The organism is Phycisphaeraceae bacterium (genome assembly GCA_019454185.1).
Classification (GTDB): Bacteria; Planctomycetota; Phycisphaerae; order Phycisphaerales; family UBA1924; genus JAHBWV01.
This window is the reverse complement of the sequence record CP075368.1, coordinates 1,299,120-1,318,613: the sequence shown is the minus strand read 5'-3', so window position 1 is coordinate 1,318,613 and position 19,494 is coordinate 1,299,120. Positions and strand designations below refer to the sequence as shown.

Here is a 19,494-nt window from a genome sequence, read left to right as displayed (position 1 = left end):
ACCGAAATCCGATCAAATGGCTTGATTCCCGATCCGGGGACTCATGTCCGACCCACCTGTATCACGCCTTACTTCTCTCAAATCAGGCGATTTCTACATCTTTACATGCTCTTGTGCTTGACTCCAAAGGTCTATTGACGATAAAAAGAGCAATAGATCCGGTTGTCCGCATGCAGGCGGCGTCTTCACCGGCGTTGGCCCTTGGGAGCATGACCTATGAGCGTGCAAGCGACGAGCGAGGCAGGAGCCCTGTCCGGGGCGCAGGGTGATTCGGGCGCGATGGAGAGGTTCAGTTACGACGACAGGATCGTGCGCATGTTCGTCGGCGCCACGATCCTCTGGGGCGTCGTCGCGATGCTCGTCGGCCTGATCGTCGCCTTGCAGCTGGCAGTACCTCAGCTCCTGAACAAGTCCGGGTTCGGTTGGCTCACGCTCATCGTGGACACCGAGTGGATCAGTTTCGGCCGCCTCCGCCCCCTGCACACGAACGCCGCGATCTTCGCGTTCGCGGGCAACGCGATCTTCGCGGCCATCTACTACTCGACCCAGCGTCTATGCAAGGCCCGGATGTTCAGCGACATCCTCGGTCGCCTGCACTTCTGGGGATGGCAGGCGATCATCGTCTCCGCGGCACTGACACTCCCCCTGGGCATCACCCAGTCGAAGGAGTACGCCGAACTCGAGTGGCCGATCGACCTCGCGATCGCGGTGGTCTGGGTCGGCTTCTTCGGCGTCAACTTCTTCGGAACCCTCGTCAAGCGTCGCGAACGCCATATGTACGTCGCCCTCTGGTTCTACATCGCGACCATCGTGACCGTCGCGATGCTCCATGTCTTCAACAATCTCACCCTGCCCATGGTGATCGCGGGCGCGATCAACGGCCAGAGCGTCACCGGGGCCGACATCGCCAAGTCATGGCCCGTCTACGCGGGCGTGCAGGACGCGTTCATGCAGTGGTGGTACGGCCACAACGCCGTCGCGTTCTTCCTGACGACGCCCTTCCTCGGCCTCATGTACTACTTCCTGCCGAAAGCCGCTGAGAAACCCGTCTATTCGTACCGGCTCTCGATCGTCCACTTCTGGTCGCTGGTCTTCATCTACATCTGGGCTGGACCGCACCACCTTCACTACACCGCTCTCCCCGCGTGGGCCAGCACGCTCGGCATGCTCTTCTCGCTCATGCTCTGGATGCCGTCCTGGGGCGGCATGATCAACGGACTTCTGACCCTCCGCGGCGCATGGAACAAGGTCGCCAGCGATCCGATCCTGAAGTTCTTCGTTGTCGGCATCACCTTCTACGGCATGTCCACCTTCGAGGGGCCGATGCTCTCGATCAAGAGCATCAACGCCCTGACGCATTACACGGACTGGACGATCGCGCACGTCCATGGCGGAGCTCTCGGCTGGAACGGCTTCATGACGTTCGGCATGCTCTACTGGCTCGCCCCGCGCCTCTTCCAGACGCCCCTCTGGAGCCGCAAAATGATGGCGGCCCACTTCTGGCTGGGCACCATCGGCATCGTGCTCTACGTCCTCTCGATCTACGCCGCGGGGCTCACGCAGGGCCTGATGTGGCGGGCGTTCGATGAGTCCGGCCGCCTCGCCTACCCCGACTTCGTGGAGACCGTCACCGCGCTGGTCCCGATGTACTGGGTCCGCGTCGTGGGCGGCTCGCTCTACCTCGTCGGCATGCTGATGTGCGGCCTCAACATCGGCATGACTTGGGCCAGACGCCCGAAGACATACGACGAGCCCGTGTATGAGGCGCCCGCGCTCTCAAAGGTCTACGTCGATCCGCCCCGCCCCGGATCACGACTCGAAGCGAACGTCGGGCTCGGACACAAGGCCGACACCTTCATCCAGGGCTGGTGGCACCGCGTCTGGGAACGCCGCCCGATGAAGTTCACGGTCTGGGTCTTCATCGCGGTCGCCGTCGCCTCGCTCTTCGAGATCATCCCCACCTTCCTGATCAGATCGAACGTCCCGACCATCGAGTCCGTGAAGCCGTACACACCGCTCGAACTGGCCGGGCGCGACATCTACATCGCCGAGGGTTGCTACAACTGCCACTCGCAGATGATCAGGCCGATCTGGGCAGAGACGAAGCGCTACGGCGAATACAGCAAGCCCGGCGAGTTTGTCTACGACCATCCCTTCCAGTGGGGAAGCCGACGCATCGGCCCCGATCTCGCGCGAGTCGGCGGCAAGCAGTCGCACGACTGGCAGGTGCGCCACCTCGAAGATCCGCGTCAGTTGATCCCGCAGTCGCTGATGCCCGCATACCCGCACCTGCTCAAGCAGGATCTGAACTTCGCGTCGATCCAGGCCCGCGTCGATGCAATGGCGATGCTTGGCGTCCCATACGCAGAAGCGGTCCGCCAGGGCGGTGCCGAACGACTGGCAAGAGCACAGGCAGAACGCATCGCCTCCGAACTCGAAGCACAAGGCGGATACCCCGGCCTCTCGGGGAAGAAGGTCATCGCGATGGTGGCGTATCTCCAGCGGCTCGGAACCGATATCCACGCACCCGTCGGGGGCGAAGAAGAAACCGCAACCGCCGATGCCTCCGGCAGCGGCGAAACTCCCGCGAAGGAGGAGAAGCGATGAGTCTCTCGGACATCATGGGAAACATGGATCTCTCCGTGTATCCCCAGATCGGGCTTGTGATCTTCCTCGCCGTCTTCGCGGGCGTCGTCGCCAGGATCTTCTCGAAGCGGCACGCACACGAATGGAAGCAGCACGCGTCTCTGCCGATCTCAGAGCCCGCACGCGTGACCAACGAGACGATGCACGCCTCTGAAGGGAGCGCAGAGCGATGAACTCAACCCAGAACCATGGTGCGCAGAACCCATCAGGCCAGGCATCGCTGATGGAGCACGAGTACGACGGGATCCGCGAGTACGACAATCCCACGCCGGGGTGGTGGCACGCGCTGTTCCTGGCCTCCGTCTTCTTCTCGATCTGTTACACGGCGTGGTACCACGTCAGCCCCTTGTCCTCCTCAATCTGGGACAAGTGGCGGGCCTCTGAAGTCGAAGAGTTCGCGAGGATCTTCGGCGAGATCGGAGACCTCGAGCCGGATACTCCCACAATCATCAAGATGATGAACGACGAGCGGATGATGGCCGTCGCTCAGGGGATCTTCCAGGGCAACTGCGCCGCATGCCACGCCAAAGACGGAGGCGGCATCAACGGCGTCAATCTCACCGACGATCACTACAAGATCGTCAAGACGCTCCCGGACATCTTCAACGTCATCACCCGCGGTGCCGCCAACGGCGCGATGCCCGCATGGGAGAACATGATCTCAAAGAACGAGAGGGTCATCCTCGCGTCATACGTCGCCTCACTCCGCGGCACGAAGCCCGGCACGGCTCGCCCCGCGGAAGGCGAAGTCATCCCGGCGTGGCCGACCGAGTAAACGCACATGCGCTCGGCGAAGCCCGAGCCGGAGTGAGCACATGCAGGCCTCGGGTACAGATCGGGCTGGCGGGCCTCCGGAAGTGCTCTCAACGCTCACACGCGAAGGGAAGCGCAAATGGATCTGCCCCAAGCTATCCAAGGGACGCTACCTGACAGCTCGCCGTGCCGTCGCGATCGTCCTCATCGCGATCTTCACGCTGGTCCCCTATCTCCGCATGAATGGGCGCCCGCTGGTCCTCCTCGATGTCGCGTCCAGACGCTTCACGCTCTTCGGGACGACCTTCCTCCCGAACGACACAGTCCTCCTCGCTCTCCTTCTGGTTCTCGTCTTCGTGGGGATATTCCTCGCCACCTCACTCTTCGGGCGCGTCTGGTGCGGATGGGCATGCCCCCAGACTGTCTACATGGAGTTCGTCTTCAGGCCGATCGAACGCCTCCTCAACGGAAAGCCGGGCGCAACCCGCAAGAACTGGATCGCCCGCAGCGGGTTCGCAAACCCACTGAAGTACCTGATCTACCTCCTGATCTCGATGTATCTGGCCCACACGTTCCTGGCCTACTTCGTCGGCGTCGAGAAACTCGCCGAGTGGGTCCGCCGCTCCCCGACCGAACACCCGACCTCCTTTCTCGTCATGCTCGGCGTGACCGCCGCGATGATGTTCGATTTCTCATACTTTCGCGAGCAGACCTGCATCGTCGCGTGCCCTTACGGGCGCTTCCAGAGCGTGATGCTCGACCGCGATTCGCTCATCGTCACCTACGACAGAACTCGGGGTGAGCCCCGGGGCAAGAAGCGACCCGCAAAGCCCCAGCCGACAGATCTCTCCCTCAAGGTCCTATCCAACGACGTATCATCGACAGGCGAAGAGAAGATCGGCGATTGCGTAGATTGCCATCTCTGCGTCACAACCTGCCCCACAGGCATCGACATCCGCAACGGGTTGCAGATGGAGTGCATCAACTGCGCCCAGTGCATCGACGCCTGCGATGCCGTCATGACAAAGCTCGGCCGCGCAACGGGCCTGATCCGCTACTCGTCGCAGAACGCCGTCGAGGGTTCGGCACGCCACGTCATCCGCCCTCGCGTCGTGATCTACGCGGCAATCATGACGCTCCTCGCCTCGCTCTTCGTGTACGCCCTCTCAACCAAGTCCACAGCGTCGGTGATCATCGTGCGAGGCCGCGGTGCTCCCTTCACCGAAACTGCCGGCGGCATGATCACGAATCGCGCCAGCATCAAACTGACAAACCGCACCGAGTCACCGATCGAGTTCTCGCTCTCCGTCGTCGGGATCCCGGGCGCAACCATCACCCACGAAGAATCGCTCGCCGTCGACCCGGAAAGCTCGAAGGTGGTGCCCGTAACGATCGGCGTGCCGTTCTCGGCGTTCACGCGTGGCCGGATCGAGTCAGTCATCCGCGTCTCAGGGAAGGATGGAGCGTACACCAAAGACGTTCGCTTCCTCCTCATGGGACCCGGCTCTCTCGGTCTTTCTTCGGGAGACACCACCGCCGCCCCGCGCGATCACACGCAGAGCGGCTCAGCCGACAGCGACAAGGAGAAGCACGATGCAGGCGACTGAAAACACTCCCGCCCGCCAACGGCCGCGCGGCCTGCGAGCCGTGCCCGGCGCACTCTGGCTGGTCTTCGGACTGCTCGCGATGAACTTCACGGTCGTCGGCGTCACGATCTACCTCGTCTCTCGCGACACACACTTTGCCGTCGAGCCCGACTACTACCAGCGCGCCGTCGAATGGGACGCATCCAAAGCCGAGCTGGCACGCTCGGCCGCCCTCGGCTGGAACGCAGCCCTCGACGTGCCAGACGCACGCTCGGCGTCCGGCAACCGGACCCTCACGATCCGACTCACCGATCGAGATGGACAACCGATCACCGGCGCGAACATCGATGTCGTCGCGTTCCATCACGGGTCCGCGGCCGCACGCTTCGAAGCCGTCATGGTCGAAAGAGGCGCGGGAATCTACCAGGGCGAGGTCCCGCTCCGCGATGCGGGACTTCACGAGGTGCGACTGATCGCATCCCGCGACGACGAACACTTCGTGACTTCCGTCAGGCAGGACTGGAAGCGGGCCGACTGAAAGGGTGACGAGTGCAGATCGAGATCTGGCCGCTTGTGATCGCCGTCTTCACCGCATCCGTGCTGGGAAGCATGCACTGCGCCGGCATGTGCGGCGCATTCCTCGCCATCGCGGTCACGCAGGGCGAGCGAGCGGTCTCCCCCGCGCTGCTCCAACTCGCCTACCACGGAGGCCGCCTTCTCACATACTCGGCCCTCGGAGCCGTTGCGGGCCTTCTCGGCTCCGCCGTCGACCTCGCCGGTGAGGCCGCCGGAATCGGACGAATCGCGGCTGTCGGAGCCGGAGTCATGATGATCGGCTTCGGTGCGATCGCGATCATGCGTCACTACGGCATCCGAATCGCCCCGGCTCGCGTGCCTCGCGTCCTCCAGACCGCGGTCGCACGCGGGCATCGCATGGTCATGAACAAGCCGCCGCTCGTCCGATCCGCCTCGATCGGACTGCTCACAACACTCCTCCCGTGCGGCTGGCTCTACGCGTTCGCCATCACCGCCGCCGGCACGGGCCGCGCCGATACCGGCGCGATCACCATGGCGGTCTTCTGGGTCGGCACGCTCCCGGTTCTTGTGACGCTCGGCATGGGATTATCGCGTGCTTCCGGCCTCCTCAAACGCAGAATGCCGCTCGCGACATCGCTCGCTCTCATCGCCATCGGTGCCTTCACCGCGATGGATCGCCTCGCGGTGCCCGCCATGGCTACACACGGGAAGGCCGATGCCTCGATCGAGCGACTGAGCACGCTCGCCGACGAGACGCCCGCGTGCTGCGCCGGTCCCGGAGCCGATGAAGATGAGCAGTCGGCAGTGGGGGAGAGACCATGAGCGCGATCGCAGGAAACATCGATCGCGTCACGATCGGCTCCTCGCACGTGGACGTGCTCTGCGACCACTGCGGGCTCTCCGTGCCCCGAGGCCTCGTGGAAGAGGGTGCCGCCCATCAGTTCTGTTGCCATGGGTGCCGCGCCGCCTATGAGATCATCAGCTCGTGCGATCTCCAGCGATACTACGACCTCCGCGATGCCGACCCCTCAGGCAACACACGCTCAAAGGGAACCGGCGCCCGATACGCGGAGTTCGACGACGACACCTTCAGTGCCCTGTACGTCCGTGAACTCCCCGGTGGCACGCGTGCCGTCGAGCTATTCGTCGAGGGCGTGCACTGCGCCGCGTGCGTGTGGCTCGTTGAACGCCTCCCCCGAGTTGTCCCCGGCGTCGTCGAAGCCCGCCTGGAGATGCGCCGCGCGATGGTGACACTCACGTGGGATCCGCGCCGCGTCACCCTCTCGAAGATCGCTCGCACGCTCGATCGACTCGGCTATCCGCCGCACGTCGCACGCGACAGAAACCAACGCGAATCTCGCCGTATCGAGGACCGCGCAGCGCTGATCAGAATCGGCATCGCCGGCGCGTGCGCAGGCAACGTCATGCTCCTCGCCCTCGCGCTCTACGCGGGCCTCTTCGACCGCATCGAGCCCGAGTATCTCAAGCTCTTCCGCTGGACCAGCATGCTCATCAGCGCGGTCTCTGTTCTCTGGCCGGGAAGCGTCTTCATCCGGGGTGCGATCGCCGCGCTCCGGGCAAGAGTCATCCAACTCGACGTCCCCATCGCCCTCGGCCTCGTCGCCGGTCTGATCTGGAGCGTCGTCAGCACGTTCCGCGGCATCGGCGAGGTCTACTTCGACTCGCTCAGCGTCCTCGTCTTCGCACTGCTCGTCGGCCGCTTCGTCCAGCAGCGCCAGCAGCGATGGGCCTCCGACTCGCTGGAGATGCTCTACGCCCTGACCCCCTCCTCCGCCCGAGTCTGGGAGAACGGAACAACCCGTGATGTTCCCATCGAAGCGATAAAGCCCGGCGATGTCGTTCAGGTGCTCGCGGGCGAATGCTTGCCGGTCGACGGGGTCATCATCAAAGGCCAGACCACGGTCGACCAGGCGCTCCTCACGGGTGAGAGCATGCCCATACATGTGATGTGCTGGCATGAAGTCGCCGCCGGAGCACTGAACGTCTCCTCGGAGATACTCGTGCGTGTCAGCGCCACCGGCGAGGGCACGCGCGTAGGAAAGCTGATGCGTCTGGTCGAAGACGCTGCACAGCGACGGGCTCCCATTGTCCGCCTCGCCGACGCGATAGCAGGACGCTTCGTCCTCGCGATGATCTGCCTCGCGACAATCACAGTCCTCCTCTGGTGGCCGACAGATCCGGGCAAAGCGATCGAACACGCCGCGGCTTTGCTTATCGTCACATGCCCGTGCGCCCTCGGACTCGCGACGCCCCTGGCGGTCAGCGTCGCGATCGGACGTGCCGCCCGACGCGGCATGCTCCTCAAAGGCGGAGAGTCGCTGCAGGCCCTCGATCGTCGCGGCATCCTCCTGCTGGACAAAACCGGCACGATCACCGAAGGTCGCATGCGTCTGCTCGCGTGGCACGGCGACGCCTCGGCAAAGCAACTCGTCTGCGCGATCGAGCGTTCCTCATCACACCCGATCGCCCGAGCCATCGTCGATGGAATCGGCAACACCGAACAGACCGTTGCAGACGGCGTGGTCTTCGCATCATCCGGCGCGAGCGGCACTGTCGCTGGACGCCGAGTCATCGTGGGGTCGGCACGCCACGTTCGAGCATGTGACGTCGCCGAAGAGCCAAGGATCGCCGAGATCGAGCGATCATCAACAGAAGACGGACACACCCCGGTCCTCATCGCGGTCGATGGCAAAGTCGTCGCTGTCGCGGTCATCGGCGATGCAATCCGTGCGGATGCCTCCGCCGCGATCGAGGGGCTGAGATCGCTCGGGTGGCGGATCGGCATCCTGTCCGGCGACCATCCCGGAGCCGTCGCAGCAGTCGGAAGAAAGCTCGGGATCGATCCGCAGCACATCTACGGCGGCTGCGACCCCGAGCACAAACAGCGGATCGTCGAACAACTGATCGGGGAAGAACCGGTCGTCATGGTCGGTGATGGCGTCAACGACGCCGCCGCGCTCGCCTCGGCCACGGTCGGCATCGCAGTCCACGGCGGCGCAGAAGCGAGTCTCTCCGCAGCGGATGTCTACCTCGGGTCTCCCGGCCTCATGCCGATCCTCGACCTGCTCGGGGCATCACGCCGGACCATGAAGGTCATCCGACGCAATCTCCTCTTCTCGCTCTCGTACAACATCTTCGCCGCCGCGCTGGCCATGACCGGCATCCTCAACCCTCTGATCGCCGCGATCCTGATGCCCGCCAGCTCGCTGACGGTGCTGGCCAGTTCGCTCCGGGTCAGGACCTTTGGAGACTGAACCATGTCCGTCCTCTACATCGTCATGCCGATCGCCTTCCTCCTCGCCGCTGTCGCGCTGCTCGGCTTCATCTGGGCCGCAAGGCAAGGCCAGTTCGACGATCTCGACACGCCCTCACTCCGCGTGATCCTCGACGACGACACGCCCGCCCGTAGCAGCGGAACCACCGGGCGGAACCGGCCACAGAGCCCGAACCGGGTTCGCGCAGGATTGAAGATCCGTTCCTGATCGAAAGGTCGCCGCCCATCTTCTCGCTGACGCTTCGCTCACGACGCATCTATACTGGGGGCGTCCCGACGAGTGACTCGTCGCACATGGGTCCGGTTTCCAAGAGGCGATCTCCAGATGAATAACTTTCTCTACGTCGCGTTGGCCGTCGTCGGCCTGTTCCTGATCATCTTGATCTTCGTGATCGGGCAGTTCATCAACCTCTATATCCAGGCATTGCTCTCGAACGCCCGAGTCGGGCTGCTCGAGATCATCGGGATGAAGCTCCGAAAGGTCGACATCCGCACGATCGTCTTCAGCCGCATCCGCGCCGTGAAGGCGGGCCTCGATATCCCGACCAACGCGCTCGAAACCCACTACCTCGCCGGCGGCCGCGTCCCCAACGTCATCAGCGCGATGATCGCCGCACGCAGCGCGAGGATCGAACTCCCCTGGAACATCGCGACCGCGATCGACCTCGCTGGCCGCGACATCCTCGACGCCGTGCAGACATCCGTCAATCCCAAGGTCATCGATTGCCCCGCCCAGTCCAGCCCCCGCCCGACCATCGACGCCGTCGCCAAGGACGGCATCCAGTTGAAGGCCAAGGCACGCGTCACGGTCCGCACCAACATCGCCCGTCTCGTCGGCGGTGCGACCGAAGAGACCATCATCGCCCGCGTCGGCCAGGGCATCGTCTCCACCATCGGCTCCGCGGTTGACCACAAGCAGGTGCTCGAGAATCCCGACGACATCTCCCGCAAGGTCATGGAGTCCGGCCTCGACGCGGGCACCGCCTTCGAGATCCTCTCGATCGACATCGCGGATATCGACGTCGGCGACAACATCGGCGCGAAACTCCAGCTCGACCAGGCCAACGCCGACAAGCAGCGAGCACAGGCACAGGCCGAAAGCCGCCGCGCCGCCGCCGTCGCTGAAGAGCAGGAGTTCAAGGCGATGGAGCAGAAGAACCGCGCCATCGTCGTCCTGGCAGAAGCAGAGATCCCCAAGGCCATGTCCGAGGCATTCCGCTCCGGCCACCTCGGAATCATGGACTACTACAAGATGCGCAACGTCGTCGCCGACACCGATATGCGTCAGTCCATCGCGGGCGACGGAAAGTCCAAGTCCTGACCCCCTCCGACACCGATCACGGCGATCGGGCCGTGATCGCCTCGGCAAGCCGCTGAAGCAATTCCTCCGGCTCAGCCATCCGCCCCGGACCCACCTGCCGGCACGCCTGCCACCCCTCGTCAGGACCGACGAGCGTGTACCCATCACCCCGCAGCGTCGCGGCATTCCGCTGCGTCGCCTGCTGGCTCCACATCACGCTGTTCATCGCAGGCGCGAGCAGCACCGGCGTCTTCCCCCTGTCGATCGCCGACAGGATCAGACACACCACATCCTCGGTAATCCCGCTCGCCAGTTTCGCCATCGTGTCCATCGTGCACGGGGCAACAATCGCCGCATCCGCCGACGACGCCAGCGAGATGTGCTGCGGGTCCTTCGACTCCACATGCTCCCACGCACTCGTGTACACGGGCCGGGCCGACAGCGCCTGAAACGTCAGAGGCGTCACAAATCGGGTCGCGCTCTCGGTCATCGCGACAGTCACCTGCGCCCCCGCCTGCGCGAGGCGGCTGACAAGCATCGCCGTCTTGTACGCAGCAATCCCCCCTGTGATGCCGACGAGGATGCGTCGGTCCCGGAAGACCTGCAGACCCGAGTTGTCGCCCGAACGTGTGCTCATGCGAGCGTCGCCAGCGTCACAATGGCCGGCATCATCAGAGCAGGGGCTCTTCTTCCCCAGCATCACTTCCGCCGACCGGAAGATCGTACGCGATCTTGTCCTCCAGGATCTCCTGGATCACGACCTCAAGGTCGGTGCGGCCGTCGCGCTCAACGAGGGGGCGAGCCCCATCCATCAGTTGCACGAGACGCCGCTGGATGAGCGCGGTCAGTTTGAACCGGCCGCCGCACTTGTTCACAATCAGGTCGTCCTTCAGTGCTTCGATCATCGAGACTTTCTCTCTGGCCTCAGGCAACCACAGCGTCGGGGATAGCGACTCCGACCGACCTTCGCGCCTGGGCTTGTGCGGGGTGATACACTAGGCGTACAAAGGACTCCTTGCCACGCGCCGCCTCGCGGCCACGCAAGGCCGCGGACGACGGAATTCCCGTCAGCCCGCCCCCTCAGTTCGGATCTGGTCCCCTCGCCCCACGGAATGGCCGAGGAATGTCGCTGCACAGGATGTTGAGACAATGCTCATGAGCACGTCGGGTTGGAAGGTCGGCGATCGGGTTGTCCACGCGGGCCGTCCCGAATGGGGAACCGGATCGGTCACCAGCGTCGAAGCCGCCGTCCACAACGGCCATCCCTGCCAGCGTCTGGGAATCCGCTTCGAGAGGGCCGGCCCGAAAACGATCTCAACCGCCTTCGCCGATCTCAGACACCCCGACGCCGCGCCCTCACTGGACCGTAAGCTCTCAGACGCCGCGGGCCTCGACGGCCCGGATCACCTCAAAGCCGCCCAGGTCCTCGGCGAACTCCCGGACGATGCCACAGATCCCTTCATCAGCTTCAAGGCCCGGCTGACCAACACGCTCAAGCTCTATCGCTTTACCGGAAGTGGGGGCTCCCTCCTCGACTGGGCGACCGCTCAGACCGGGCTCTCAGATCCGCTCAGCCGCTTCAGCCGCCACGAACTCGAACTGGCCTTCGACCGTTTCAAGATGAACCTGGAGCAGCATCTGAGGCGTCTGGTCCAGGATGCCCGCAAGAAAGAGCCCGAGTCCATCGCCGCTGCCATGTCCTCCGCGCCCCCCGCGGGTCAACAGGCGCTGAAGCGAGCCGACAACTGGCGTTGAGCCGGCTCAACGCGCCTCACAGCCCACCGCCGAACACCGAGCCGTTATCGCCCCGAGCCCGGGCCGCACCGCGCTCAGGTCGCCCCACGTCCACCATTCCCGGACCAACCGCTCTGGCACGCCGAACGTGCCGCAATGGCCCGCCCCTTGTTCCTTCTTCTCTCGTCCCGGGCCACACCGGGGAGAGCCAAAGAAGACACGAGGAGAAGAGCCATGAACGAGCAGGACTTCCAGGCCAAACTCGGCGAACTCATCAGCCAGATCGGCAAACTCCCCGAGACCGAGCGCCCCGCGCTCGAAGCACTCGCCAGCGAGACCAAAGACCGCCACGACAAGATGAAGAAGACGATCAACGACCTCCAGGACTCCCTCGACTACCTCCGACTCAGCATCAAGTACCTCGTCTTCGACCTCGAAGCCACACGCCGCGAGAACCAGTACCTCCGGAAACTGCTCGAGAACAAGAGCCAGCCCGGCGAACAGGACTGATCGGTCTGACCACACTATCGCGGAGAGAGCCAAGGGCGGCCGGAAAGAAACCGGTCGCCCTTGTGTGCTATGCTTGCCGTCGTCGCCGGAGAGGTGGCCGAGTGGCTGAAGGCGGCGGTTTGCTAAACCGTTATACGGGGTATCACTCCGTATCGAGGGTTCGAATCCCTCCCTCTCCGCTTTCGCTTTCGACTCGTCCTGGGGACGCTTTGCGTTCTCGGCGATAGGGCCGATTTCCCGCGGATTTCCGCGAGTTCCGTTTGGAGACCCGATCGCTCTGAGCTTCTCAGAGCACAAGATTCGGCGATCTGGCGGCCCCATTCTGAGTCGGCGATTTCGGCGATCCGCTTTGGAGTTCGATGTGATCCGAACGGGGTCGCTGGGGCGTGGTGCAACCAGCCGCCGTCTATCGCATGCCGAGGCGGGACGCCTGCAGCGTCCAGTCCAGTTCACTGGCCGCCGCCCGCAGGTCAAGCAGTGAGACCTGGGGCGACAGGGTTCCGGTCAACGCCGCCCTCAGGATCGTCGGGCTCAGATGCGTGAGTACGTGCAACTGCCTGCCCCGCGCGGGGTCCATTCCGAGCGCTCGGGCGACCTCTTCCATGGGCTTGCCCGTTCGAAGCACTTCACCGTGCATCGCGTAGGCCTGGCCGATGGCGCGGACGATGTGCGGCGAGGGCTCGGGGCGGCCCCGCGAGTCCAGCTTGCAGATGAGGTCCTGCCCCTCGGGGTGCAGCAGGACGTGGCGACCGTCGTGACGCTTGATCTGGATCTGCAACGCCAGTGTCTCGCGCTCGACCTCAGACAACTGGACACCCGTCGGCTCCTGAGTCACCTCCGGGACATAGCGGCACCGCGGCACCGGTGTGGGCGTGGGTGTGGACGATGACCTCGACCCGTCTCCGAGTGACTCTCGACACGCCCGGATGCGTCGGACGTTTAGAGTGACCCTGAGACAATCGATGCCCACCACGACCCCTTCGATCACCTCGCGGATCCAGAGATCGCGGACCTCAAGTTCGACATGGCCCAGGTGCACCCCGTGAGCCGATTCCAGGCGATCCAGCACCAGCGCACGCACGAGGGTGTCGAGCACGCCCGCGTTGACTCTGCGGACGGGGCAGGACCCACGCCCCTGTGTGCACGCCTTCATGCTCACGTAATACGGCACCCGGCGGCACCCCCCATCCGCCAGCCGCTTCATGGAGTTTGACGGGGTCATCGTCGAACCCTCGTTTGTCCGCAGCTTGCCCTTGAGCAGGTGGGTGTGGGACCAGCGCGTCGCCGGTGCTCGTTCGCGCCGGTTGATCAGCGCCTGCACCCTGTCCCATAGCTCAGGATCAATGATCGGCTCGTGGAGCCCGGGCCAGATGTCGGTCGGGCACCTGCCCTTGCCCTCGGGCAGGTTGGCCCCACGCGTGTGGACGATCTTGCCCGCGTAGGTCGCGTTCGTCAGCATGGAATGGATGTGGCCGGTGCTCCACACGAGCTTGCCGACATTCAGGCCAGTGTCGCACTGCCGGAGGCGACGATGGATCCCCTCGGCTCTGAGCGCCTCGATGACGGCGAGCGGCGAGCGGTGCTCCAGATAGAGCGCGTACACGCGACGGACGATGTCCGCCTCCTCGGGCACGATCCGGATCACGCGGTTGCCGGGGTCCGGGTCGCTCGGCACCGGCCTGCGGTATCCGAAGGGCGGCCGCCCCACCGTAAAGATCCCTCTGCGCATGGTGGCGGCGATCTTGTCCCTGATGCGTTCGCCCGTCACCTCCCTCTCGAACTGCGCAAAGGAGAGGAGCATGTTGAGCGTGAGCCGCCCCATCGACGTCGTCGTGTTGAACTGCTGGGTGACGGATACGAAGGAGACCCGATGCTCGTCAAAGACCTGCATGAGTCGTGCGAAGTCGCTGAGCGACCTGCTGAGGCGATCGACCTTGTACACCACCACAATGTCGATGCGCTGTGCCTTGATGTCGGCCAGGAGGCGTTGCAGGCCGGGCCGCTCGGTGTTGCCACCGGAGAAGCCTCCGTCGTCATAGAGGGTCGGGACAGCGACCCACCCCTGGCTGCGCTGGCTCTTGATGTAGTCCATCCCGGCCTCGCGCTGGGCATCCAGGGAGTTGAAGAGCATGTCCAGGCCTTCCTCGCTGGACTTGCGCGTGTAGATGGCACATCGGACCGAGCCAACCATATCACCCGTGCGACCGGGGACACCCATGCCGCCCGAGAGAGACGAAGAAGGGCGACTCATATCGATCCCCCCTCCTTGCCCGCAGTGGATCCGCGCGTGGTTCGCTTGCCCTTGCGGCTCACGACCCCGAAGAACTGCGGGCCTGACCAGACCACGCCGGTGATCTCTGTGGCGATGCTGGAGAGGGATCGGTAGGTCTTGCCCTGATAGACGAAGGCCTTGCCTCCCTGCACGACAGTGACCTCGTGCGTGCGACCCCGCCAGATGCGGATGAGCTTGGCTCCGGCGGGAAGAGCGGGGCTTGTCGTGCGCGGCCGCCGCACGCCCTTGGAGGGGACTGTTGGTTCATGACCGGTGGCATCGTCTTGGGCCGTGAGATTCGGAGCGTTCACCGAGAGTTCGGAGATCCGCGCATTGGCGATCGCGTCCTTGATTGCATACTTGAGCAGGCGCTCCGTCGTCCGGTCCAGACCGCCCAAGCGACGGATCTGGGCTCGAAAGGCGATGTCGCGGATCATGACGCGCCGCGGCACCACTCCACCACCGGCCTCGCCACCAGCACCAGTTGCACCGCCCCTGCGGCTTCTGCGACACCCGAGAACACGCCAGAGGTCACGGATCTCGGCAAGAGACATGGACTCAAGCCGCGCGAGATCAACCGCGTTGCGCGCGTTGCGTGCAGCCGCACGTCCCTTTGGTCTTGTCTGAATCCGTTCGCTGCTCATGCGGCCCCCTTCCGCGACAGGGGCTTCGGGGTCTTCTGCGTCCGCACCTTGGACGTGTGGTCTTGGCGCGTAACCGTTGCCGTGACGGAAGATGCGGTGAAACGGCCGCGCTTCCCACCATCAGTGGCTTCGAGGCGCACGAAGCGAGCGGCATCGCCCTTGGCCAAGATCTCACGCATCATCGCGGCGTAAAGCGTCGCGGCGGGTGTCTTGCCGCCCGGGCTGGTCCAGAGGCCTGCGGCCGCCATGCGCTCGATGAGCTCGGATGCAGAGAGTCCGAGCCGAGCTTCCTTCGCGGGCAAGGCCTGAAGCACCTGAGCCGCGGCGTCGAGCGCCGAGAGGCGCTTGGGTTTGAGCCTGGCGGTGGTCTTGGTTGCGGGCTTCGGTGCCGACGACGTGGACGCCATTGTGCCGCGCTTGCTGGCGTCCTTGGCCGTCGCGTCGGGCTTGGCGTTCAACTTGGCGAGCGCCTCAGCGCGGGCCTTGTCGTTCGCGGCCGCGTGTGGCGCGGGCCTCCTGGTGGCCTTGCTGGCGGGATTGGACTTCGTCGTGGGGGTCTTCTTGGACATGGTGGTCTCCGTCGTTGGGATGGAACCCGGCGCACGTTGCTCCGGGGAATCGCGCTGGCACCGGTCTCCCGGAGCGGCGCGTGGATGAGCGGGCCGTGGCGGTCATCTGCTCTGCACGATCGAGATCTGGAAGACCGAGCCGTCGCCGAAGCGCAGCACGATCCCGGCGTTGGTGGTCATCAATCCGGCCCGCTCGAAGGTGGTGACGCTCGCGAGGTCGTCGAGGTCGCTGACCATGTCGCGGGCGATCTCGGCCAGCGCGATGTCGTCGTCCTCGCCCTCGACCTCGTCTCTGGCGTCGAGGATGTTCTGGATGGCGTTGAGCAGGGTGTCCTGAAGGTCGGTGTCGTGCATGGTGGTGCTCCTGTCTGTGGTGGGTTGCGCGGCGTTGCGTCTGATCGCGTCGGGTCCAAAAGCAGCGAAGCCCGCAGATCGCGGGCTTCAGGTCGTCGGGTCGGTTCTGGATCGGTCTACGAGGTCGGGGTTGCGGGGCTGGGTTCGGGCCTCCTTGCCGCGTGCCTCGTCGCAGGCGTCCGACCTGCCTTGGCGGTAGCCGGTGTGCAGTCCGGATCTGTACCCGCTCTCGAAGGCGTGCCGCACGACGTCGCGGATCGCGCTGACGGGGATCTCGTGGAAGTCGAGCGCGTCGCGGCCGCGAGTCTCCAAGGTCTCCAGCAGCAGTTCCGCCTTGGCCCATTCGAGTTCCTCGTCGAGGTCGTGGCGCTTGGCCAGCGCGTCGAGCGAGGGCGTGCGGTTGAGATGGGTGTCGTGGGGGTCGTGGGGGTTCGTCATGAATCGTCTCCGTCGGTGTGTAGTGCGTTGGTCGTTGGTTCAGCGGTTCGTCGGCCTCGGGGCGTACTCGTACCCGGCGTTCACCAGCCGCTCGGCGTCGGCGAGGCAGACCACCCAGTACGCGCCCTCGCCCAGCACCACCGTCCCCGCGCTGGTGCGGTCGGCGATGCTGAAGGCGCTCTCCTCGCTGCGGACCACCACCGGTTGGTGGCGAAGCCCGAGACGCTCGTGCGCCGCCCTCGCGGCGGCCTTGAGTTGGTGGAACGGCGAGATCTGGTTCGCGTGCGTCATGGCGTTCTCCTTCGCGAGCGGCGGCAGCTCCGTGAAAGTGCCGCTCGCGTCAGAGACATCAGGGCAAGATCATCGCGCACAGGCAAGGCGATCCGGCCCATGTCGCGAGGAATCCGCGATCAGCGTCCAGAATGTGGGCAAGCAGTGGGCATGTCACGCGCAAGTGGGCGGGTGCCCGCTTGCGCGTTTAACGCCAGCGTCGCCAGACCGGGTGTTACTCGCCGGAGTAACGCCGCTTTTCGATTCAACTCGTAGGTGGCTCGTGGCCAGCGCCTTCGCGCGAGAGGAGTCGCAGCGCCATCGCCTGGGCCTGGCGGCTGAAATCGATCGATTCGCCGAGAATTCTCGCGGCCTCTTGATCCGCATGGAACCCCTTCGAGTTCTCGCTGCTGATGTAGTCAAGACGCCACATCGCCTTGCGCTGGAGTTCGTAGACGGGCCCGAGGGCCTCCTCCGACACGCCGGACGCCTTGGCTTCCATGATCGCATCGAGCATCTCGGTCATGGCGTGAGCCGTCCTCTCCATCAGATGAACCGTCCGATCCTGGATCATCTCCACTCGCGCACGCAGTTCTTCCGCTGGCACATGGTGGCATGTACGGCACGCATTGTCGATGTTCTCCATCGGGCTGCGAACGTTGTGGCTGCTGAGCTTCATCGCGCCCACTCGCTCGTATGGCATGTGGCAATCGGCGCAACTCACGCCTGATCGTGCATGGATCCCCTGGCTCCACAGCTCAAACTCCGGATGCTGGGCTTTGAAGAGCGGCGCGCCTGTCTCGGCGTGCTTGTAGTCCATGAACTTCGATCCGTCGGGGAACTTCTTTGCCTCCCAGATGGACTCGATCTGCTCGGCCTTGAGACCGTTCCCCCATGGGAACGTCAGGGTGTCCTTGGTCGCGCAGTAATACTCCACGTGACACTGGCCGCACGCGAACGATCGCATCTCCTGGCGCGTGGCCAAGGTGTTCGGGTCGTACGGCAGCGCACGGTCGCCCTTCCGCCATTTCTCCACGCTTGGCATGTGCGGGAGCGGCTCGCTGCTCTCGGCAAGGGCTTGCATGCCCAGCATGAATCCCGGTCGGGTGATGCGGACCTTCATCGTCGAGGGATCGTGGCAGTCGATGCAGCTGACCGGATGTGCTTCGCCCATGGCGAAGTGGCCCTCCGGAACCTTCCCTGGTGTAAAGCCGCCGACGGGGGGAGAGTCGAAGATCGGTTTGCCATCGGCGCCCGTGCCGTCAGGAACCTGAGTGAGCATCTCCAGCACCTCGTGATACGGCTTGGTACTGAGCGCTTCAAAGCCCTTGATGACCGCCGGCATGTCGAACGCCGAAGCCAGAGCCGAGTGGTCGGCCGGCATACCCAGAGCCTCAAGCCCGGCCTTTCGATAGAGGACCGTTGTCGAGGCGTGGCAATGGAGGCACGCACCAGCCTGCGCACGCTGGTTGACTCGCTCCGTGACAACCTGGTCGTAAAGCATGTACGCGTGGCCTCTCGCCTCGCGATAGTCGATGCTGAAGGCATAGCCGGCATACAAACGCTTGAGCCACGGGCTGGAGTCGAGCTTGCTCTGCGGCATCGCGCTCGACCCGCCGTAGAACCTGTCGCCCGCCGTCTGCTTGTACTGCTCGAAGTGGTGAGGCCAATTCATGCCCCACGGCACTGGGTCCGTGCTCGTCTCATTCAGATCAACGATCCGCAGGTACGGCGAGCGTGCATCCTGCTTGTGCTCGAACATCTGTACAAGGGTGTATGTAACGATCGCCGTGCCGCCCGCAGCAGCCGCCAGCACACCCAGCAATAGAAGCGAGATGCGCCTGCTGCTCGGTTGTCCGCCTTGACGTTGCGAAGAGCTGTCGTTCATGGTTCACCCTGAGAGAGAGCAAGTGGCGAGAGAGATCGGGACTGATCATCTGTGAGCGTGCCCGACCCCACTGTGACAGTGGACACAGTTGAGCATGTCGCCCGCGGGATTCTCGGGGAGCATGTTGTGGACGAAGTCTTCATGGCAGGAAAGGCACGCGTTCTGCGTCACTCGCCGGTTCCGCTCTTTAATACGGATCGGGTCGGGGTAGTTCCCCGTAGTGAACGCGAGTGAATGGAAGAAGCCGTTGTCGCCCTTCACGATCCACTTCCCGATAGGGTGGTGCGAGAGATGGCAGTCGTTGCAGGTGGCCACGTTCTTGTGGCTCGAGTTCTGCCACGCATCGAAGTGGTCCTGCATGACGTGACAGTTCGTACACGCTGCGGGATTATTCGAGAGATACGCCGCGCCCTTTCCATAGCCGAAGGTGAAGGCCCCCATGCCGACCAGCATACCCATCAGCACGGTCGCGACAAGCGGCAGAAAGCCGATTCGAGCGATCAGCCCACGCCGACCGTGCCTGCTCGCCGCAGACTCCGCCGACTCAGGTTCGGTCACACGCTCATTCACACCAAGTGCCTCACTCGCCATGAAAGCCAACGATGCCGGTTCAGAGTAGAGACATACACGCCAGAGTTCAAACCGCTTCGCTCACTTCCCGCTCACCAACTGGTCATCGCAGGGGTGATTGCCGCCCG

General features: G+C 64.3%; 21 protein-coding genes and 1 tRNA gene. 12 read left to right on the top strand and 10 right to left on the bottom strand.

Features of this window, described 5'->3' with window-relative positions:
- The first annotated feature begins 216 nt into the window (after nucleotides 1-216).
- The 9 genes from ccoN to floA all read left to right on the top strand — a co-directional run bounded on the left by ccoN (nucleotide 217) and on the right by floA (nucleotide 10,138).
- On the top strand, nucleotides 217-2,607 hold the full coding sequence (gene ccoN / locus KF838_05600; GenBank protein QYK49326.1) for a cytochrome-c oxidase, cbb3-type subunit I: 2,391 nt from the start codon (nucleotides 217-219) through the stop codon (nucleotides 2,605-2,607).
- Nucleotides 2,604-2,819 (top strand): hypothetical protein, encoded by a 216-nt coding sequence (locus KF838_05595; protein QYK49325.1) that lies wholly within the window; start codon nucleotides 2,604-2,606, stop codon nucleotides 2,817-2,819. The genes ccoN and KF838_05595 overlap by 4 nt, the downstream gene beginning before the upstream one ends.
- Complete coding sequence (locus KF838_05590) at nucleotides 2,816-3,421, top strand: c-type cytochrome (GenBank protein QYK49324.1); 606 nt, start codon at nucleotides 2,816-2,818, stop codon at nucleotides 3,419-3,421. The genes KF838_05595 and KF838_05590 overlap by 4 nt, the downstream gene beginning before the upstream one ends.
- 40 nt (nucleotides 3,422-3,461) lie before the next feature.
- The gene (gene ccoG / locus KF838_05585; protein QYK49323.1) at nucleotides 3,462-5,006 is read left to right on the top strand and encodes a cytochrome c oxidase accessory protein CcoG; all 1,545 of its coding nucleotides are present in this window, start codon (nucleotides 3,462-3,464) and stop codon (nucleotides 5,004-5,006) included.
- Nucleotides 4,993-5,523 (top strand): FixH family protein, encoded by a 531-nt coding sequence (locus KF838_05580; GenBank protein QYK49322.1) that lies wholly within the window; start codon nucleotides 4,993-4,995, stop codon nucleotides 5,521-5,523. Before ccoG ends, KF838_05580 begins: the two co-directional genes overlap by 14 nt.
- 11 nt (nucleotides 5,524-5,534) lie before the next feature.
- Entirely contained in the window at nucleotides 5,535-6,344 is an 810-nt protein-coding gene (locus KF838_05575; protein QYK49321.1) for a sulfite exporter TauE/SafE family protein, read from the top strand.
- Entirely contained in the window at nucleotides 6,341-8,797 is a 2,457-nt protein-coding gene (locus KF838_05570; protein ID QYK49320.1) for a heavy metal translocating P-type ATPase, read from the top strand. The genes KF838_05575 and KF838_05570 overlap by 4 nt, the downstream gene beginning before the upstream one ends.
- A gap of 3 nt (nucleotides 8,798-8,800) precedes the next feature.
- On the top strand, nucleotides 8,801-9,025 hold the full coding sequence (gene ccoS / locus KF838_05565; GenBank protein ID QYK49319.1) for a cbb3-type cytochrome oxidase assembly protein CcoS: 225 nt from the start codon (nucleotides 8,801-8,803) through the stop codon (nucleotides 9,023-9,025).
- A 117-nt stretch (nucleotides 9,026-9,142) separates the two neighbouring features.
- Entirely contained in the window at nucleotides 9,143-10,138 is a 996-nt protein-coding gene (floA, locus tag KF838_05560; protein QYK49318.1) for a flotillin-like protein FloA, read from the top strand.
- A 16-nt stretch (nucleotides 10,139-10,154) separates the two neighbouring features.
- Here floA and KF838_05555 read toward each other — a convergent pair whose 3' ends face one another.
- Complete coding sequence (locus tag KF838_05555) at nucleotides 10,155-10,754, bottom strand: phosphopantothenoylcysteine decarboxylase (protein QYK49317.1); 600 nt, start codon at nucleotides 10,752-10,754, stop codon at nucleotides 10,155-10,157.
- A 34-nt stretch (nucleotides 10,755-10,788) separates the two neighbouring features.
- On the bottom strand, nucleotides 10,789-11,022 hold the full coding sequence (locus KF838_05550; GenBank protein QYK49316.1) for a DNA-directed RNA polymerase subunit omega: 234 nt from the start codon (nucleotides 11,020-11,022) through the stop codon (nucleotides 10,789-10,791).
- A gap of 250 nt (nucleotides 11,023-11,272) precedes the next feature.
- Between KF838_05550 and KF838_05545 the strand changes: the two genes are divergently transcribed.
- The 3 genes from KF838_05545 to KF838_05535 all read left to right on the top strand — a co-directional run bounded on the left by KF838_05545 (nucleotide 11,273) and on the right by KF838_05535 (nucleotide 12,540).
- The gene (locus KF838_05545) at nucleotides 11,273-11,872 is read left to right on the top strand and encodes a DUF3553 domain-containing protein (GenBank protein QYK49315.1); all 600 of its coding nucleotides are present in this window, start codon (nucleotides 11,273-11,275) and stop codon (nucleotides 11,870-11,872) included.
- Between the two features lie 213 nt (nucleotides 11,873-12,085).
- Complete coding sequence (locus KF838_05540) at nucleotides 12,086-12,361, top strand: hypothetical protein (protein QYK49314.1); 276 nt, start codon at nucleotides 12,086-12,088, stop codon at nucleotides 12,359-12,361.
- Nucleotides 12,362-12,448: 87 nt separating this feature from the next.
- Nucleotides 12,449-12,540 (top strand) — tRNA-Ser (locus KF838_05535).
- A 227-nt stretch (nucleotides 12,541-12,767) separates the two neighbouring features.
- Here the strand turns inward: KF838_05535 and KF838_05530 are convergent.
- From KF838_05530 to nrfH, 8 genes are all read right to left on the bottom strand, one after another.
- A complete protein-coding gene (locus tag KF838_05530) occupies nucleotides 12,768-14,612 on the bottom strand; it encodes a recombinase family protein (GenBank protein QYK49313.1) in 1,845 nt (614 codons plus the stop codon).
- Nucleotides 14,609-15,277 carry a DUF2924 domain-containing protein gene (locus KF838_05525; protein ID QYK49312.1) on the bottom strand — a complete coding sequence of 223 codons (669 nt, stop codon included), beginning with the start codon at nucleotides 15,275-15,277 and terminating at the stop codon, nucleotides 14,609-14,611. The genes KF838_05530 and KF838_05525 overlap by 4 nt, the downstream gene beginning before the upstream one ends.
- Nucleotides 15,274-15,846, bottom strand: coding sequence for a winged helix-turn-helix domain-containing protein (locus KF838_05520; protein QYK49311.1), 573 nt, complete (start codon nucleotides 15,844-15,846; stop codon nucleotides 15,274-15,276). Before KF838_05520 ends, KF838_05525 begins: the two co-directional genes overlap by 4 nt.
- Before the next feature lie 102 nt (nucleotides 15,847-15,948).
- Entirely contained in the window at nucleotides 15,949-16,200 is a 252-nt protein-coding gene (locus KF838_05515; GenBank protein ID QYK49310.1) for a hypothetical protein, read from the bottom strand.
- A gap of 87 nt (nucleotides 16,201-16,287) precedes the next feature.
- Nucleotides 16,288-16,638 (bottom strand): hypothetical protein, encoded by a 351-nt coding sequence (locus KF838_05510; GenBank protein ID QYK49309.1) that lies wholly within the window; start codon nucleotides 16,636-16,638, stop codon nucleotides 16,288-16,290.
- A 39-nt stretch (nucleotides 16,639-16,677) separates the two neighbouring features.
- A complete protein-coding gene (locus tag KF838_05505; GenBank protein ID QYK49308.1) occupies nucleotides 16,678-16,929 on the bottom strand; it encodes a hypothetical protein in 252 nt (83 codons plus the stop codon).
- Between the two features lie 244 nt (nucleotides 16,930-17,173).
- On the bottom strand, nucleotides 17,174-18,796 hold the full coding sequence (locus KF838_05500) for an ammonia-forming cytochrome c nitrite reductase subunit c552 (GenBank protein QYK49307.1): 1,623 nt from the start codon (nucleotides 18,794-18,796) through the stop codon (nucleotides 17,174-17,176).
- Nucleotides 18,797-18,841: 45 nt separating this feature from the next.
- Nucleotides 18,842-19,387, bottom strand: a complete 546-nt coding sequence (gene nrfH, locus KF838_05495) for a cytochrome c nitrite reductase small subunit (protein ID QYK49306.1) — start codon at nucleotides 19,385-19,387, stop codon at nucleotides 18,842-18,844.
- Between the last annotated feature and the right edge of the window lie 107 nt (nucleotides 19,388-19,494).